The 17,290-nt window shown below is 64.5% G+C and carries 17 protein-coding genes; 3 read left to right on the forward strand and 14 right to left on the reverse strand.

Annotated features, from left to right (window positions below; all coding sequences use genetic code 11):
• Nucleotides 1–189: 189 nt before the first annotated feature.
• The 3 genes from B208_RS0102870 to B208_RS0102880 are packed head-to-tail and all read right to left on the reverse strand — an operon-like array spanning nucleotide 190 to nucleotide 2,964.
• Nucleotides 190–1,065, reverse strand: a complete 876-nt coding sequence (locus B208_RS0102870; protein WP_007982962.1) for a sulfurtransferase — start codon at nucleotides 1,063–1,065, stop codon at nucleotides 190–192.
• Nucleotides 1,066–1,117: 52 nt separating this feature from the next.
• On the reverse strand, nucleotides 1,118–1,855 hold the full coding sequence (locus tag B208_RS0102875) for a helix-turn-helix domain-containing protein (protein ID WP_007982961.1): 738 nt from the start codon (nucleotides 1,853–1,855) through the stop codon (nucleotides 1,118–1,120).
• Between the two features lie 53 nt (nucleotides 1,856–1,908).
• Complete coding sequence (locus B208_RS0102880) at nucleotides 1,909–2,964, reverse strand: YeiH family protein (protein ID WP_007982960.1); 1,056 nt, start codon at nucleotides 2,962–2,964, stop codon at nucleotides 1,909–1,911.
• Between the two features lie 326 nt (nucleotides 2,965–3,290).
• Between B208_RS0102880 and B208_RS0102885 the strand changes: the two genes are divergently transcribed.
• Nucleotides 3,291–3,851: a GNAT family N-acetyltransferase gene (locus B208_RS0102885; RefSeq protein WP_007982956.1), complete on the forward strand. Its 561-nt coding sequence runs from the start codon at nucleotides 3,291–3,293 to the stop codon at nucleotides 3,849–3,851.
• Between the two features lie 7 nt (nucleotides 3,852–3,858).
• Here the strand turns inward: B208_RS0102885 and B208_RS0102890 are convergent, their stop codons facing one another.
• From B208_RS0102890 to B208_RS0102910, 5 genes are read right to left on the reverse strand one after another with little or no spacing between them, the layout of a single operon-like run.
• Nucleotides 3,859–5,562, reverse strand: a complete 1,704-nt coding sequence (locus B208_RS0102890) for a molybdopterin oxidoreductase family protein (protein WP_007982954.1) — start codon at nucleotides 5,560–5,562, stop codon at nucleotides 3,859–3,861.
• Nucleotides 5,559–5,828 carry an FmdB family zinc ribbon protein gene (locus tag B208_RS0102895; protein WP_007982952.1) on the reverse strand — a complete coding sequence of 90 codons (270 nt, stop codon included), beginning with the start codon at nucleotides 5,826–5,828 and terminating at the stop codon, nucleotides 5,559–5,561. The genes B208_RS0102890 and B208_RS0102895 overlap by 4 nt, the downstream gene beginning before the upstream one ends.
• Nucleotides 5,825–5,935 (reverse strand): C2H2-type zinc finger protein, encoded by a 111-nt coding sequence (locus B208_RS24135; RefSeq protein WP_007982949.1) that lies wholly within the window; start codon nucleotides 5,933–5,935, stop codon nucleotides 5,825–5,827. Before B208_RS24135 ends, B208_RS0102895 begins: the two co-directional genes overlap by 4 nt.
• Before the next feature lie 23 nt (nucleotides 5,936–5,958).
• Complete coding sequence (fdhF, locus tag B208_RS0102905; RefSeq protein ID WP_007982947.1) at nucleotides 5,959–8,307, reverse strand: formate dehydrogenase subunit alpha; 2,349 nt, start codon at nucleotides 8,305–8,307, stop codon at nucleotides 5,959–5,961.
• The gene (locus B208_RS0102910) at nucleotides 8,300–9,220 is read right to left on the reverse strand and encodes a 2Fe-2S iron-sulfur cluster-binding protein (RefSeq protein ID WP_007982945.1); all 921 of its coding nucleotides are present in this window, start codon (nucleotides 9,218–9,220) and stop codon (nucleotides 8,300–8,302) included. The genes fdhF and B208_RS0102910 overlap by 8 nt, the downstream gene beginning before the upstream one ends.
• 360 nt (nucleotides 9,221–9,580) lie before the next feature.
• Between B208_RS0102910 and B208_RS0102915 the strand changes: the two genes are divergently transcribed.
• Nucleotides 9,581–10,078, forward strand: coding sequence for a hypothetical protein (locus tag B208_RS0102915; protein ID WP_007982938.1), 498 nt, complete (start codon nucleotides 9,581–9,583; stop codon nucleotides 10,076–10,078).
• Between the two features lie 89 nt (nucleotides 10,079–10,167).
• On the opposite strand, the gene B208_RS0102920 is transcribed toward B208_RS0102915, so the two are convergent.
• Nucleotides 10,168–10,761, reverse strand: a complete 594-nt coding sequence (locus B208_RS0102920) for a DJ-1/PfpI family protein (RefSeq protein ID WP_007982936.1) — start codon at nucleotides 10,759–10,761, stop codon at nucleotides 10,168–10,170.
• Between the two features lie 81 nt (nucleotides 10,762–10,842).
• A complete protein-coding gene (locus B208_RS0102925; RefSeq protein WP_007982935.1) occupies nucleotides 10,843–11,403 on the reverse strand; it encodes a metal-dependent hydrolase in 561 nt (186 codons plus the stop codon).
• Nucleotides 11,404–11,521: 118 nt separating this feature from the next.
• Here B208_RS0102925 and B208_RS0102930 point away from each other — a divergent pair, with 118 nt between their 5' ends.
• Complete coding sequence (locus tag B208_RS0102930) at nucleotides 11,522–12,238, forward strand: dolichyl-phosphate hexose transferase (protein ID WP_007982934.1); 717 nt, start codon at nucleotides 11,522–11,524, stop codon at nucleotides 12,236–12,238.
• Here the strand turns inward: B208_RS0102930 and B208_RS24140 are convergent.
• The 4 genes from B208_RS24140 to B208_RS0102950 form a co-directional block, all read right to left on the reverse strand.
• A complete protein-coding gene (locus B208_RS24140) occupies nucleotides 12,219–12,389 on the reverse strand; it encodes a hypothetical protein (RefSeq protein WP_007982933.1) in 171 nt (56 codons plus the stop codon). The two genes, B208_RS0102930 and B208_RS24140, sit on opposite strands and share 20 nt — an antisense overlap.
• Before the next feature lie 107 nt (nucleotides 12,390–12,496).
• Entirely contained in the window at nucleotides 12,497–14,551 is a 2,055-nt protein-coding gene (locus tag B208_RS0102940; RefSeq protein ID WP_007982932.1) for an ArnT family glycosyltransferase, read from the reverse strand.
• Between the two features lies 1 nt (nucleotide 14,552).
• Entirely contained in the window at nucleotides 14,553–15,686 is a 1,134-nt protein-coding gene (locus B208_RS0102945; protein WP_007982931.1) for an ABC transporter ATP-binding protein, read from the reverse strand.
• Nucleotides 15,676–17,289: an ABC transporter permease gene (locus B208_RS0102950; protein WP_007982928.1), complete on the reverse strand. Its 1,614-nt coding sequence runs from the start codon at nucleotides 17,287–17,289 to the stop codon at nucleotides 15,676–15,678. Before B208_RS0102950 ends, B208_RS0102945 begins: the two co-directional genes overlap by 11 nt.
• Between the last annotated feature and the right edge of the window lies 1 nt (nucleotide 17,290).

Below are 17,290 nucleotides of genomic sequence, written 5' to 3' on the forward strand. Positions count from 1 at the left end.
TGAGTGGTTTGAGCCGCCAGAGAATGACAAATGTATTTTATTTATCCATGGCATGGGCGTCTCGTTTCGACGCCATAAATCTTATTTCGCTATATCAAATTGTTGGAGGGTTCGGTGCCACGGCTAGAACGATTTTCCCGTCTTCTGCAGAAATTCCCTCGACTCCGCGCTTCGATTTCGGCTATCGCGTCACTGCCGTCGTATTTCCGCGCGTTGGCCCTTCTCTATCGGCGCGCCGACCGTGTTGCCCCACTCCACCCACGACCCGTAGTAGTTTCGCACGTCCTCGAAATCCAGCAGTTCGTGGAGGACGAACCACGTCAGGGCGGAGCGTTCCCCGATACGACAGTAAGTGATGATTTCGGTCGTTTCGTCGATGCCCGCCGCCTCGTAGATGGCTCGAAGTTCGTCCTCGGATTTGAAACGGCCTTCGCCATCGACGACTTGACTCCACGGGATGTTGACCGCGCCGGGGATGTGGCCGCCGCGCTGGACGCCCTCGTTCCATCCCGGCGGTGCGAGGATTTCGCCGCGGTACTCCTCCGGCGTTCGAACGTCGATGAGCGAGGTCTCCCGCGGTATCGCGTCCAGCACGTCCGGTTGATCGGCGCGAACGTCGGCGTTCGGTTCCGCCGCACTGTACGAGCGCGCCGTGAACTCCGGTACCTCGTCCGTGACCGGCGCGTCGCGGCCCAACCAACTGTCGCGGCCGCCGTTCAGCAACCGCACATCGGAGTGGCCGTAGTACGTGAGAAGCCAGTAGGCGTAGGCGGCGAACCAGTTCATCATGTCGCCGTACAGCACGACCGTCGAATCCTCCGTGATGCCGTGTCCGCCGAGTAACGCCTCGAAATCGCCCTTCGTCGGCACGTCGAACGTCGTCGAGTCCTGCAGTTCGGTCCGCCAGTCCACTTTCGTCGCGCCCGGAACGTGCGCTTCGTCGTAGTTGCTCGGGTCGATATCGACCTCCAACAGCCGAAACGAGGGGTCGTCGCGTTGGAACTCGTCGAGTCGGTCGACCACCCAGCCGACGGAAACCAGTGCGTCGGTGGTATCGCTGGTCATTGCTGAACCTTGTGGCGGGAGTCGCATTAATACCCCGCCGTCCGCGGTAGGCTCATTCGAGCCATCGGTTGCCCTCGTCGCCGCCCGCGTAGCGCCGGGCGAGTTGGGCTTCTGCCTGTCGAAGCCGATAGGAAAGCGTCGAACGAGGAATCGAGAGTTCCGCGGCGATTTCGTCCAGCGTCGTCTCGCGCGGCGTCTCGTAGTACCCCGCTTCGAGCGCGGCGCGGAGCGCGACTTCCTGCTCTTCCGGCATTGCGACGGTCGCCAGCGAATCCTGTCGCCATCCGCTCGCGTCGCGGAGGTGGCCCATTCGAAACGTGAGACCCGCGGCGAGTCGCGCGCCGAGGGCGTCGTAGAAGACGCCGACTTTCTCGTCCGAGCGCATCAGAATTCGCCACCAGTGGGTCGATTCGCGGCGGCGGGTTTCGAATATCAATCCCCTCGGGAGGTGCTTTCCGGCGAGGGTGTGGACGGATTCACAGCCGCGAATGTCGGTCAGATACGTGTACAGGACGAGTTCGTTCGAGGAGCGTTCGAGCACGTCGTGAAATCGGGTTGCATCGCAATCCCGCTCGGTGACCGACTCGCCGCAACACGTATCGTCGAACCGAATCTCCTCGATGCGGTCGAGCGCGGACCGCGGCCCCGAAATTCGTTCGATTCGCCAGAACCGGTCTTCGGTCACGAACCCATCGAGCGAGTGGGCCACGACGGACGGATGGTCGATGAAGACGTCCATGATGGGGTCCGAACCGACCTCGTACTCGATGGCAAACGTGAACTCCCGCATTCACCTCGATGAGGTCGTCGGGCGGGGAAAAAGACTCTCATTGGCGAAGCGGGTCAGAACAGCGCCTGCACGACGGCCAGCATCGCCGTGGCGACGACGAGCAGGGCGAGGAGGACGACGAGTATCGGCTTGTATCCCGTCGAGCGGAGTTCGTCGAGTCGCGTTTCGAGTCCCAACCCGGCGAACGCGAGGAGGAACGCCCAATCGGAGGCGTTCGAGAGGGAGGTGATCTGCGCCTCAGAGAGGAATCCGAGATTGGCGACGAGGAGGACGACCAGAAACCCGAACACGAACTTCGGAAACGTGTTCCAGAGGAACCGCCACCCGCCGGGCACGCCGTCGGCGGATTCGTAGTCCGAATCGCCGTCGGTGTGGTGGCTGTCGCCGTCGCGGTGGGCGTCGCCGTCGGTACGGCGAGCATAGTACACCGCGTACGCGATGGCGGCGAGGCCTATCATCGAGTTCCGAGTGAGCTTCACGAGGAGCGCCCACTGTCCGGCGGTCTCCGAGAACGCGAACCCGGCGGCCGTCACGGGACCGGTGCTGAACATGGTCAGCCCGGCCCAGATTCCGAAGACGGTGCTCGAAAGCCCGAGCGCGTGGCCGACGACCGGGTAGACGAAGAGAGTCGTCGAGTCGAACAGGAGAACCGTCGCCGCCGCGTACGCGATTCGCGTCTCGTCCACGTCGATGCTCTCGGCGATGGCGACGACGGCAGACACGCCGCAGATGCCCGACCCGGCGGCCAGCAAGGAACCCGTCTCCTCGTGAATCGAGAAGACCGTCCGGGCGAGCAGTTCGACCACCAGAATCGTGGTCGTGACGGTGGCGACGACGAGGAACAGTATCGTCGGCCCTGCAGCGATGACCCGGTCGAGCGCGACGCTCGCGCCCATGACGACGATTCCGGCTTCGAGCCAGACTTTGTGGGTTCGGACGCCGGGGCGCGCCCAGTCGGGGATTCCGTAGAGATTACCGACGAGCAGGCCGAGGAGTATCGTCACGATGAGGTAGTTGAGACCGGGAACGGCCGACGCGACGAGACGGGCGAGGAGGCCGACCGCGAGGAGGACCGCCAATCCCGGAACGGTTCGTCGAATCGTCACCATGGAATCGAAACGCCGAGAGAGACGGCGACCAGTAGTAGAAGTCCGAGACAAACCGCCTGCCAGTCGTTTTCGAGACTCGTCCACCAACGCCACAGGTGTTCGGAGGGGGAAACGGAATCGCTCACTGTGGTCGATACTCCGAACGGGAGTGAAATACGAATTCGGTTGTCGCACGACAAGGTTGTCGTACGACAACTCCTTACCCGAATCTCGATTCACCGCGAGTGATTCGAAGGTGAGGAATCAACTCCTTCTCCGATGGAATTCGTCCACTTCGAACGTTCGTCGCGGAAAACATATTACCTCGCTTCGAAAACACTGGTTCAATGCCCGGCGCACGCATCGACGGCGACGAGCGAATCACGCTCAGGACGGTCGAAGAAGAGGACGTTCCGTTCGTCCAGCGCGAGGCAACGAACCCCGAAATCCGCTATCCGATGGGGAAACCGCTCAGGACCCGCGCGGAAGTCGAAGCGCATCTGGAAGAGGAGCACGCCGACCGGTTTCTCGTCTGCCTCGACGGTGACGACGCGGGTCCGGGGACCCCCGAGGAAGGAGCGGTCCGACGAATCGGGTGCGTGGGCGTGGAGGACGCCGACTGGAAACGCCCGGAACTCGTCTACTGGCTCGTCCCCGAGGCGCACGGCAACGGCTACGGCAAAGCGGCCGTCTCGTTGGTCATCGACTACGTGTTTCGGACCTACGCCACCCCCGCCATCGGTGCGGGTGCGTTCCCTTTCAACGACGCCTCCCGCGGTTTGTTGGAATCGCTCGGATTCACCGAGGAGGGCCGCCAGCGCAAGTACATATTCGTCGACGGCGAGCACCGCGACATCGTTCAGTACGGCCTCCTCCGCGAGGAGTGGCGGGAACGAAAACGGGCGTGACCGGTCGTCAGTCGTGGTGCGCGGAGACGCGAGTCGGGACGTCTTCGACCGGCTCGAACGCCGTTCGCCGCTCGCCCGTTCGAAACCGCTCCTCGTGCAGAATCCCGGTCCCCTCCTCCGCATCGTCCGGTAACGGCCAGCGCTGACTTCCGTGACCGATTCCGTCGTACGACATCCCCGCGTACAGCGGATTGACGCGCGTGAGTTCGTCGAACACTTCTTCTCTGTCGTCGTACTCGAACCGAGCGTCGGTCAGTCGTCTCCCGATTTCGAGGAGGATGTCGAGGTCGCGTCGAACGCCATCCGGCGGCGGGGTCATCGGGCGCATCCGCTGTACCTGCCGGTCGAGGTTCGTCACCGTTCCGCCCTTCTCGGCCCAGAGGCTCGCCGGAAGCACCACGTCCGCGTGTTCGACCGTCTCGGTCGGGAACGCCTCCTGCACGAGCAGGAAGTCGAGCGATTCGAGCGACCGGGCGACCGACTGCGTGGCCCGTTTGCTCACGGCGGGGTTCTCGCCGACGACGTACGCGCCGCGAATCGCGTCGCCGAACGCGCGAACCGCGTCGAGTTCCGAGCGGCCGGGACGCGAGGGTGGGGCCGCGCCCCACTCCTCGGCCACCGCCGACCGCGCGTCGGCGTCGGCCACGGGACGAAAGCCCGGAAGCGTCGAGGGACGACAGCCGACGTCGTTCGCCCCCTGTTCGTTGGTGAGACCGCGCAGGAGGTTCATCCCCGTCCCGCGCCTGCCGATGTTACCCGTCACGAGGAGGAGGTCGATGAGCGCATCCGCCGTCGCGGTTCCCTCGTGGTCGTCTTCCTCCGCTCCCGTTCCGACGATGACGGCGGCGCGGTCGGCGCGGCCGAACCGCTCTGCGATGTGGCGAATCCGCTCTGCATCGACGCCGGTTCGCTCGGCGCACTCGTCGAGGGAGAGGGACGCCAGCGATTCGGCGAACGACTCGAAGTTCGTCGTCCGCTCGGCGATGAACGCCTCGTCTTGCAATTCCCGGTCGAGGAGTTCGGCGGTGACGGCGTTCACGAACAGCGCGTCGGTGCCGGGGGTCGGCGCGACGTGCGCGTCGGCGAGTCGCGTCGTCTCGTTGGCGTCCGGTTCGACGTGAATCAACGTCGCGCCGTCGTTGATTGCCGGGCGAAGATACGAGTTGAAGGCGATGGGTTGCTGGGCGGCCGGGTTCGCGCCGACGACGAGGAACAGGTCCGCCTCGGTCAAATCCGAGAGCGTGTTGGTCATGCCCGGCGACCCCAACCGCTCGACCATCGCCGCGACCACCGACCCGTGGCAGATTCGCGCCCTGTTATCGACGTTGTTCGTCCCGAGGACGCGAGCGAGTTTCTGGAGGAGGTAGTTCTCCTCGTTGGTACAGCGCGGCGCGCCGAAGAACGCGAGCGCGTCCGGTCCGCGGTCGTCGAGAACGGTTTCGAACTCGGCTTCGATTCGGTCGAACGCCTTCTCCCACGTCACGGATACGAGGTTCCCTTCCTCTCGAATCAGCGGGTCGGTGAGTCGGTCGGCGGCGTTCAGTCCGTCGAAGGCGTCGATTCCGTTTCGACAGAGCCGCCCCTCCTCGTTGACGGGTGCGCCGTCACACCCCACAGCACCGTCCCGCCGGTCGCTGTATCGGACGCGACAGCCGACCGAACAGCACGGGCAGACGCTTTCGACCGTCTCGTCGGGGTCCGTTCCGTTCATCCCTTCGGGACGTCGCCTTCGAGGACGTTGTACGCGGCACCCACCCCGGCGAGCGCCACGATGACGAGCAGGGTGACCAGCGCGTTCGGAACGACTGTTTTTGTCCGGAAGAGGTGACTGCCACACTCCGGACACCTGAGCGCAGTCGTCTCGAACCGCGCTCCGCAGACGGTACACTCGTGAACGTCGCGTTCGCGGTCGTTTTCGACCCCGACGAGGCCGTTGTCGATGCCGAGCAGCCGTTTGACGGTGTACGTGCGTTTCATGCCGTGGAATGGTGTTCCTGGATGTGTTCGCGGAGGTCGTCCTCGCTGTCGAACGATTCGTGACAAAACTGGCACTCGTGGTCGCTCGCGGTTGGATTGTCTGGCATGGTGTTGGATGTCGTCGTTTCGGTCAGTCGTCCCCTTCCGCCCCGGCTTTCTGTGCCTCCGTTCGTTCACCCTCGCCCGTCGGGGCTACTCGAACGTCGGTGACTTTGTACTCCGGCACGTGGGCTTGCGGGTCGAGGTGCTCCTCGTCGGTGAGTTCGTTCGCGACGTCGCCCCTGCCGAAGTAGTGCATCGGAACGAAAACGACGTCGCCGCCGGTTCGTTCCGTGACCTGTGCGAGGGCGGTTATCGACCCCTTCCGGGAGGTGATTTCGACCACCTGTCCGTCCGAGACGCCGAGGTCGGCCGCGGTGTCGGGGTTGATTTCGACGAACAACTCGTCGGTGTACGACCGGATTCCGGGTTCCCGGTTGGTCATCGTCCCGGTGTGATACTGGTAGAGGACGCGGCCGGTCGTCATCGCCAGCGGGAACGCCTCGTCCTCCATGTCCGCCTCGACGGGGCCGGAAACGTCGGTCGGGAACATGTGGGCCTTCCCGTCGTCGGTGTTGAACTCCTCCGTGTAGAGGTGTGGCGTCCCCGGATGGTCCTCGTCCCAGCACGGCCACGGGATGCTCCCCTCGGTTTCGAGGCGCTCGTGGGTGATGCCGCCGTAAATCGGCGTCAGGTCGTTGATTTCGTCCATTATTTCGCTCGGGTTGCGAAAGCCCCACTCGTAGCCGAACCGCTCGGCGAGTTCCTGCGTGATAACCCAGTCGGGTTTCGCGTTTCCGGGCGGGTCGATGGCCCGCTTGACGAGTTGGACGTGGCGCGTCGAACTCGTGTACGTCCCGTTCGTCTCGACGGGGGCGTTCGCGGGCAACACGACGTCCGCGTGTTTCGCGGAGTCCGTGAGGAAGATGTCCTGTACCGCGAGGAACTCCAAGTCGTCGAGGATTTCCCCGGCGTGGCTGACGTTCGGTTCCGAGTACACCACGTTCTCGCCTTGGATGAACATCCCCCGAATCTCGCCGCGATCGGCGGCGAGGAACTGTTCGGTGATGGTGTATCCTTCGTCGTCCGGGAGGTGGTCCACGCCGTAGGCTTCCTCGAACTTCTCGCGCGCGTCGTCGTTCGTCACCTTCTGGTAGCCGGGGAAGTTCCCCGGAATCGGTCCCATGTCGCCGCCGCCGCCCTGCACGTTGTTCTGCCCGCGGAACGGCGCGAGGCCGGACTTTTCGGTGCCGACGTGCCCCGTCACGAGTGCGAGGTTCGCCATCGAGACGATGTTCTCCGTGCCGTGGCTGTGCTCGGTCAGGCCGAGCGTCCAGCAGAACGTACACGAGTCCGCCTCGGCGATGGTTTCGGCCGCGCGCTTCAGTTCCTCGGGCGGGACGCCCGCCTTCTCCTCGACGTACTCGGGCGTGAACTTCTCGACGCCCTCCTTTACCTCCTCGAACCCGACGGTACGCTCCTCGACGAATTCCTCGTCGTGGAGGTCGTTCTCGATGACGTGTCGGATCAGCCCGTTTATCCAGACGGTATCGTAGCCCGGTTTGATTCGGGTGTACTGCGTGGCGAACTGCGCCATCTGGATTTTGCGCGGGTCGAAGACGAACATGTCCGCGTCGTCGTCCTTGACGTTCTGCTTGATTCGCGTCGCCAACACGGGGTGGGCCTCCGTCGTGTTCGACCCGGTGATGAGATAGCAATCGGTGTTTTCGAGGGCGTCGGTGCCGACCGACCCGGCACCGAATCCGACCGTCTGGGACAGTCCGGCGACGGTCGGCGAGTGACAGAGCCGGTTGCAGTTGTCGATGTTGTTCGTCCGGAGCACCTGCCGGGCGAACTTCTGCATCAGGTAGTTCGCCTCGTTCGTCGTTTTGGATGAGGAGACGAGGCTCAGTCCGTTTCGCCCGTACTCGTCCTGAATCTCCTTCAGTCCGTCCGCCACCCGGTCGAGCGCTTCCTCCCACGACGCCTCGCGGAACTCGCCGTCCTCTTTCACGAGGGGTTGCGTCAGCCTGTCCTCGCTGTCGGCGTACTTGTATCCGAACTTGCCCTTCACGCACGTCGAGATGCCGTTTATCGGCGCTTTCTCGGGGTTCGGACGCACGCCGAGCACTTCTCCGTCCTTCGAGTAGATGTCGAACCGACAGCCGACGGCGCAGTAGCCACACGTCGTGTCGGTGACGTCCACCTCGTTCAGGCGGTAGTCGCTCAACGCGTCGGCCATGTCGAACAGCCGCCCCTCCGACATGGTGTTCGCGGCGAAACTCTCGGCGACGTGTTCGAGCGGTTCGAACGCGCCGCTTTCACCCATCTTCTTCCCCGCGGTTTGGGCCTGTTCCTTCGCTCGGGCCATGAAGCCCGCGACGCCTTCCTTTTCGGTGTCGTCCTCCGCGCCTTTCGTTCCCGGTGTTTCGTCAGTCATCGTCGGATTCCGCACCTCCTTTGCGGCCCTTTCGTTCCTCCTTCATCGGCGTCATCTGCCGAGGTTGGTGCTCGTAGTCCTCGCCGACGCTCTTGCCGATGCTGTTGTGCTGGTTGAATCCGGGCACCGGAATCGTGGCGATGTCGGTCATGTCCTGTTCGACGAGCGCTCCCGTCGGGCAGACGGTCGCACAATGGCCACAGGAGACGCACGTGGATTCCATCATCGTCTCGGCCCCGTTCTGGAAGCCGATTCGCGTCTCGCCCGCGTTTCCCTCCATGCGGAGGACGCCCTCGACCTGCACGTCGTTGCAGGCCTCGACACAGCGATTACAGAGGATGCACTTGTTCCGGTCTATCTGGATGAACGGCGAGGATTCGTCGATGGGTTCGTACTCGTCGCGGTCGTCGAACACGCCGTAACGGGGCTCCACCACGTCGTTTTCGATGGAGACGTCTTGCAGGTCACAGCGACCGTTCTTCCCGCAGGTCGTACAGCGGAGATTGTGGTCCGAGAGCACCAAATCGAGGTTGACGTCGCGGGCGTTCGCCGCGTCCTCGGCGTCGGTCCGCACCGTCAGGCCGTCCTCCGCGGGGAAGCTACAGGACGGGACGACGCCGTGTTCGTCCGTCTCGACGACGCACGTTCGGCACTCGCTTCGGGGTCCTATCCGTTCGTCTTCGTCGTAGGAACAGAGCGCCGGGACGTAGCCGTCCGTCTCGGCCTTTTCGACCGCATCGAGCAGCGTCGTCCCTTCCTCGACCGTCACCGTCTCGCCGTCGACGGTGATGGCGGCGCGGTCGGTCGAACCGACGTCCGGGTCGTTCGCCGTCCCCGTCTCGATGTACTCGTTCAGCGGGAGGTCAGGTCCCCCCTCGTCGCGTGAGTTCTCCCAAATCGGGTCGGTGCTCATACGTCCCCCGAACTGTAGCCCTCTCCGGCCGTTTCCTTATGTCGAATCGTGCGACGACACATTGAATAACACACCCCATACGCGTATCACGAGATTTCACTTAGGCCTGCTGGCTTCGTAAATCGACGCGACCGCGACGGCCCGAGCGTTCGACGTCCGAATTTCTCCCTTTCCCGCCACGTTTCACCGGTCGCCACCGAGCGAGACTCGATTCAGGCCCCCCCAAACGCCCCGTAACCTACACTATCGCTCCGATAACGTAGAATCTCCCCGGACGGTGGCCGGTAGGATATGATTGGTAAACTGAAACGTCTCTGCCCTTTATCAGCAAGTCCGGCATAGACAGGATGCGAGGTAGAGATGACCGAAAGTGACACACAAGAACACGTCGAATCGGAAGACCGACGCTCGTTCATGAAGAAAGGCGCACTCGCGACAGGTGCGCTCGCACTGGGATTGGGGAGTGCCGGGACCGCCGCGGCACAGAATCAGAACGTGTTGGTCTACACTTACGACTATCACCCGAACGTCGAGTTCCGGGTCGAGAACTCGCTGGAGAAGGCCACGACGGTTCGGTTGCTCCAACGCCCCGGTGGCGGCAACGTGCCGGAAATCAGTCAGCCGGACAACTACAACGGCTACATCATCCGCTACCTGCTCGGGCAGAACGGCGGAAGCGACGCGCAGATTACCACCTTCCTCTTCGGAGATGGGCTCTCACTGAGTCAGGGGGACACGCGACGCCTCACCGGTGGCGCATCGGTCTTCAGCAGCACGCTCAACCTGCTCAGCACCGACATCGGAGGTAGTGGCGGTGGAGGAACGACGACGACCAGCGGCGGCAACTCGTCGTCATAAGCTCCTCTCCCACGAATCGTCATTTTCAGTACGAGCGTTTCAGAAATCGACCGCTCGTCGAATTTTTGTAAAAATCGCCAGTCGTGACTTCAGTCGTCGGCTGTGACCGGTTCGCTGTGCTCGACGTTCGTTCCGAGGACGTCGAGGAACTGTGACAACCATTCTACGTGGTCGCCCCAGTCGCGCCCGGAAACGAGGTTGCCGTCGGTCGTCACGCCGTCGTAGTACTCGCCACCCGCGCCCTCGACGTCGGCTTCCAGCGCGGAGTACGCGGCGCACGTCCGCCCCTCGATGACGTCCGCCGCCGCGAGAATCTGGGCCGCGTGGCAGATTGCGGCGATGGGCTTGTCCTCGTCGGTGAAGTGTCGAACCGCTTCGAGAACCTCGTCGTGCGTCCTGAGGTACTCCGGCGCTCGACCGCCCGGTAGGACGAGTCCGTCGTACTCCGTCGGGTCGATGTCGTCGAACGACGCCGTGAGCGCGAAGTTGTGGCCGCGACTCTCCATGTAGGTCTGGTCGCCGCGGAAGTCGTGAACGGCCGTCTTCACTGTGTCCCCCTCTTCCTTTTCGGGACACACCGCATCGACCTCGTGGCCGACCGCCTGCAGGGCTTGAAACGGTACCATTATCTCGTAATCCTCGCCGAAATCGCCGACTATCATCAGCAGTTTCTTGCCATCCATGCCACGAGGAGAGACGGTAGCGAGGGACATAATCGTGCGGGTGCCCCCGCCCTCGGTCAACGGAATTCGCCCGTCTCCTCCTCACGTGTCGCCGATTCTGTAGGCCGTCTCGATTGGCGAGCGCTCGGAGCGGAACAGCGCGAAGTGGACGGCGAGCGCGACCGCCAGCAGTCCGAAGTTCCACACCACCGAGTCGTAGTAGATGACGTCGATGATAATCGGCTTGGCGTACAGCGGCCAGAGCGGCGTTAGCGGCGGGGCGATGTCCGGTGCCGAGAGGAGGTCGGCGAAGATGTGGCTCGTCCCGCCCGTCAGAAACCCGGCGGTCGTGAACACGAACACGGTTTCCTCCCGGATGGCGTCGCTTCGCACCCATCGATTGGCTTCGAAGTGGCCGGTGAGTAGCCGTGCCGCGAGCGCACCGGCGACGACGCTGGCGACGGTGACGAAGAGTATCGTGTGCGTCACCCCGTGGTGGTGCACGGTCGGGAACACGCGCCGAAGCACGAGGTCGGTGTCGGGGAGCATCGCGGTCACGAGCGTAAACCCGGCGAACGTGAGACTCCCCCGCCGACCCCAGAGAAGCCACGCGGGGGCGGCGAACAACAGTGCCATCGCCAAGTGACCGCTGACGTCGACCATACGCGCACAACCGGGACATCGAGATTTATACGTTTTCGCCGAACTGGACGTCCGAACGAGGGGCGATATTTTGGCAAACCTAAAAACTCAAGTTCGACCCCCGTTTAGCGGGACGTAGATGCAACGCGAATCGCGGGACGACGGCTTCACTTTCGAGGACGTGAGCGTCGTCATGGGGACGTACAACGAGGAGGCCGCCGTCGGGTCGGTGCTTTCCGACATCGAGCGCGTGACGGACGGGAAGGCGGAGGTCGTATGCGTCGATGGGTCGTCCGACCGAACGCCGGAGATCGCCGAGGAGCACGGCGCTCGCGTCATTCGACAGCGACCGCGAGGATACGGCGTCGCGGTGACGGCCGCCCTGCTCGCCCCGGACCGGCCGGTCGTCGTCACGACCGACTGTGACGGCACCTATCCCATGGAGCAACTGCCGGAATTTCTCACCCTTATCAACGAGGGCTACGACGTGGTGAGCGGCGACCGACTCTACCACGGCGCGGCGGAGATGCCGACGGTGAACCGCTGGGGGAACCGCGCGTTCGCGGCGCTCGCTTCGGTTCTGATGGGCAGGCGCGTTCACGACACGACGACGGGGATGCGCGCCTACCGGCGCGACGTGATAGAAGAAATCGAGTGGACCGAAAACACGGGACTCTCCGCCGAACTGCTCATTCGTCCGCTGATGCGCGGCTATCGCGTCCGCGAACTCCCCATCGACTACGACGAGCGATTGGGTGAAACGAAACTCGACCCGTTATCGGGCGGCGCGGAGATAGCGAAATCCATCGTCAAAGTGTGTCTGGACGAGCGGTCGCTCATCCCCCGCCCCGTTTGAGACGCCCGGCGACGAAAAGCGGGAGGAAGAACCCGACCGCGAGCAAAACGAGCATCGCAAGCGGCACGCTGTGGGTGGCCTCGTCGGCGATGATGGCGACGACGAGCGCGAGGATGACCGCTAGAACGGTGACTTTCGGTGCGAACTCCATCTCTGTCGAACGTACGTTCCTATTCGTCCTATAACTTTCCGGATGGGAATCGAAATAAATGGGAAAATCGGTTCGAACGGTGCGATTTCGACGTGCCTTGAGGTCCGTTATTCCGACCCCTGCAACCGCGTTTCGAGCGAGACGCCGGGTGCCGTCTCGTTCGGGAGGTATGCGGTCCCCTCGCCGTCGCAGGTTCGTGCCACGCGACAGATTCCTTCGTACGGCGTCAACGCCCGAACCGACCCGTCGCGTCGTTCGACCGGCAGTCGAAGGAGATAGGAGAACCCGGTTCCTTCGGCGTTCTCCACGTACATCTCGACCGCGACGGTATCGGTTTCGTTGACCGGAACCGCCGCACCGTCGCCGACGGCGCTGACGTTCGACCCGACCAGCCGTGCTCGTCCGTCCGAAACGACGAGTCGGAAGCGGGCCGAGCGGTCGCCCTCGACGACGTAGTAGCCGCTTCCCGAGTCGGACGCGAGGCGAATCGACGCCGACTCGACCGACCGCGGAAGTCCGGCGGTCGTCGTCAGCGACACCGACTCCCCGCGCACCTCCCGGACTCGTTGGAGTCGCGGTTCGACCGGCTCGCCTCCGTCGGGTGCCCACTCTCCGCGATAGACGTACCGGTACAGCGTGCGGTTCGAGTAGGCGTCCACGACGTCGAAGCGGTTCGGACCGTCGAGCGCGTAGACGACGCGGCCGTCGAAATCCGGGTGGTTGCGGAACGCCTGAAACGGGTGGTTCAGCCAGTCTCCGTACGTCGTCGGCACGAAGACGAGCGCGTCGTCGAACGACCGGTTCTCGACGGGCGAGTACGCCGCGCGATACTGGTCGGTGACGGTCGCGTTCGCCCGGTACGGCGACGTCGCCACCGCCGCGGTGACGCCCCCGAAGACGACCGTCGAGAGGACGAGCAGGGCGACGACGGCGGGTTTCGCCCGGCTTGGCGACAGGGAGGATTCGACCCGCCCGCGGAGCCAACGCGCCGCGACGACGGCCCCGAACGCGCCGAAGGCGGCCGTCGGCAGGAGCAGGTCGAAGTGGTAGTACGGACCGAAGAAGTGAATCAGCCCGTCGCCCGGATCTGAAATCGTGCCCACGATGTTGCGGTTGCCCCAGAAGTAGACGTTGCCCAGCACGACGGACGGAATCAGTCCGGCGAGCACCGCACGCGCTTGGTGTTGCGAGAACTCCGCTTCCCAGTCGCTCGGCCGAGTCCAACGGACGCCCGCGAGGACCCCGACGAGCGCCAGCGCGGTTCCGAGTGGACCGCCCGCGACCCAGTTGACGAACAGGTCCGAAACGACGGCGAAATTCGACCGTAACGCGAGCCTAACCGTGTACCGCTGTTCGTATCCGAGCAGTTTCCGATGGCCGAACCCGAGGCCGTCGAGCGGTGCGAAGGCTTCGTAGGGGAAGACGAGCGGGGACCCGGTGACCACGGCGTTGTAGCCGAGCGCGACGACCACGCCGAGGGACCCGACCGCCGCCACGGTTCCCAGTCGCACGACGGTCGGGCGGTCGAACCACGTCGAGCGAAGCGAATAGAGGGCGTGAGCGACGAACGGCAGGGCGAAGAGGAGCGCGGTGTAGGGACGGGAGAAGAACGCGATGCCGACGGCCACCCCCGCGAGCACGGCGTACGAGTTTCGCTTCGTTCGAGCGGAGCGGAAGTACGCGAAGGCGAACAGCAGGTTCCAGAACGTCGTCGGCGCGTAGGGCAGGAAGACGGCGGAGTCCACGAGGAACAGCGGGGAGGCGAAAAATAGGACGGCGGCGAGGAGTCCCGTCCGGCGGTCGAACGCTTGGGTGGCGACGAGCGCGACGAGCGCGACGTTTCCGGCGGCGACGAGCCCCAACGAGAGTCGGGCGTCCCCGAGTGCCCCTCCGAGCGCGAACATGGCCGCCGGGACGGGCGCGTACTTGGGATACAGGCCGCTCGCGTCGCGGACGAAGAACCACGGACGGAACGCGTCGGGGACGGGCGGGTGCAAGAAGAGTTTGCCGTCCAGCAACATCGCGGCCTGCTGGAGGTAGACGCCCTCGTCGTGATTGAGGGAGTGGTACGGAAAGAGTTTCGTGGCGACGAGAAACGTGACGACGGCGGCGAGTATCGACAGGGCGACGATGCCGTCTCGCGTGCGCCGTCGCGCCGTCATCTCACTCGGACGGGTACCACGCGAGCGTGTGGTCGGCCATCAGTTCGACGTCCACGGGTTGCCCGATTTCGAAGTCCTTGACGTGGTTGTGCTGGCAGTAGACGAGTTCGCCCGAGCCGAGTTCGACGTGGTAGACGAACGACGGGCCGGTGTACTGGCGGTGGACGATGTGGCCGTCCGCGGCGTCGCCCTCGGTCGCCCGTGCCCGGAGGTCGTCGGGACGGACGAGTACGTCCACGACCGCGCCGTCGTACTCCTCGGTCAGGCCTTCGAGTTGGTCGGCGTCGAACGTCCTGAGCGCCGTGTCCACCCGGCCGTCGCCCAGTCGCCCCGAGACGAATCCCGCCTGTCCGAGGAAGCTGGCGACGAACCGCGATTCGGGGTGTTCGAAGACCATCTCGGGCCGACCGACCTGTTCTATCTGCCCGCCGTTCATCACGGCCACGCGGTCGCTGATGGAGAGCGCCTCCTCCTGGTCGTGGGTGACGGAGACGGCCGTGACGCCCGCTTCCTTGAGGATGGCGCGGACCTCCTCGCGCATCTCAACCCGGAGCTTCACGTCGAGGTTCGAGAACGGTTCGTCCAGCAGGAGGATTTCCGGTTCGGGGGCGAGCGAGCGCGCGAGCGCGACCCGCTGTTGTTGCCCGCCCGAAAGCTGGTCGGGGGTGCGGTCGCGGTGACTCTCCAGTCCGACGAGTTCGAGCAGTTCGGACACGCGCTCCTCGGTTTCCATTTCGTCCGCCTCGGTCAGGCCGAAGGCGATGTTCTCCGCGACCGTGAGGTGGGGAAAGAGGGCGAAGTCCTGAAAGACGATGCCAACGTCGCGGTTCTCGGGTTCGACGAACTCGTCGCCGGAGATTCGCTCCCCGCGGAGTCGAATCTCGCCGTCATCGGGGCGTTCGAGTCCGGCCATCATCCGGAGCGTGGTCGTCTTGCCACACCCGGACGGGCCGAGCATGGTGAGCAGTTCGCCCTCACGAACGTCGAGCGAGAGGCTTTCGACCGCGGTTTCGTGGCCGTACTCCTTGACGACGGTATCGAGTTCGAGCACCGCGTCCGGTTCCGCGCCGGTTTCGTCGGTCGTCGTGGGCGATTCGTCGTCGGTCGATGGCGAGCGGAGCGTGCTATTTGACATCGTAGTCCTCCTGTTTGATGATGATGAGCAGCGAGAGGCCGGAGATCCCGACCAGTATGAGCGCGGGAATCGCAGCCTTTCCGTAGTGGCCCGCACCCTGCACCTTCCAGATGTAGGTGACGAACGTCTCGAACTCCGGCGGGCGGAGCAGGAGCGTCGCCGGGAGTTCCTTCATCGTCGTCAGGAACACCAGCGCCGCGCCCGCCGCGACGCCGGGCGCGATGAGCGGGAGCGTCACCTTGCGGAACGCCGCGCCGGGCGAGTAGCCGAGCGTCTGGGCCGCCTCCGTCAGTTTCGGGTTCACCTGCAACACGGACGAGCGGACGGTGCCGACCGCTTGGGGCAGGAACCGGACGATGTAGGCGAAGACGAGCAGCGGAATCGTCTGGTAGAGCGCCGGTGCGTACGCCGACCCGAACGAGACGAGGGCCAGCCCCAAGACGATTCCGGGCACGGCGTAGCCGACGTAGGTCGCCCGGTCGAGGACGGTCGCCACGGTCGAGCGGTGGCGGGCCGAGAGGTACGCGACCGGAATCGCGGCGAGCACGCCGAAGATGGCGGCCATGCCGGAGACGCCGACGGAGTTCCACGCGTACTCCCAGTGGAACGCGAAGGAACTTGACCCGTAGGTCGGGTCGGCCCGGAGCATCCAGAAGACGAGCATGCCCAGCGGGACGACCAGACAGAGGACCGCGACGGCGCTGCTGAACAACAGCGCCGGGTAGCGCCACGCGCCGAGTTCGATGACCGCCGAGCGGTTCGAACCGCGACTGCCGCCGTTGGTTCCGGCGTTGATGCGCGATTCCAGCGCGAGGATGACGACGGTGACGGCGACGAGTTGCAACGAGAGCAGCGATGCGAAGTCCCGACCCCACGCGTTGTACTGAACGTAAATCTGCTGGGTGAACACCTCGAAGTGCATGATGGTCGGCGTTCCGAAGTCGGAGAGCGCGTACAGCGCGACGAGGAGGGACCCGGCGGCGATACCGGGAAGAATCTGGGGGATGGTGACGCGCTTGAACGCCTCCCACCGCGAGTGGTTGAGGGTGCGGGCCGCCTCGACCAGCGTGTCGTCGAACGAGAGCAGCGAGGCCCGCGTCGTCAGGAAGACGTAGGGATAGGTGAACAGCGTCAGGACGAGCGCAGCCCCGAAGAAGCCGTACATCGACGGAATCGACTCGACGCCGAGCGGCGCGAGGGCGTCGGCGAGTTCACCTTGCGGTCCGAACGCCGAGACGAACGCGAACGCGCCGATGTAGCTGGGGACGACGAGCGGGAGCGCGCCGACGACGGTCCAGAACCGCCGGAACGGCAGGTCCGTCTGGACGGTCAACACGGCGAGCGGGACGCCGATGAGAATCGACCCGGCCGTGACGGCGACGATGAGGGCGACGCTGTTCCCCAGCACCGTCAGCGTCGCGCCGCGGGTCAGCATCGAGACGATTCGGTTCGCGTCCATTCCGAAGACGCGGACGACCAGCCAGAGGACGGGAAAGAGAACGGCGGCGGCGACGGCTCCACTGACGAGGGTCAATCCGACCGGTGTCGACTCGTCGTCCCCGCCCGAGTCGGCCAGTCGTCGGAGTCGGTCGCGCGTCGCCATC

It is taken from the genome of Haladaptatus paucihalophilus DX253 (genome assembly GCF_000376445.1).
GTDB classification, from domain to species: domain Archaea; phylum Halobacteriota; class Halobacteria; order Halobacteriales; family Haladaptataceae; genus Haladaptatus; species Haladaptatus paucihalophilus.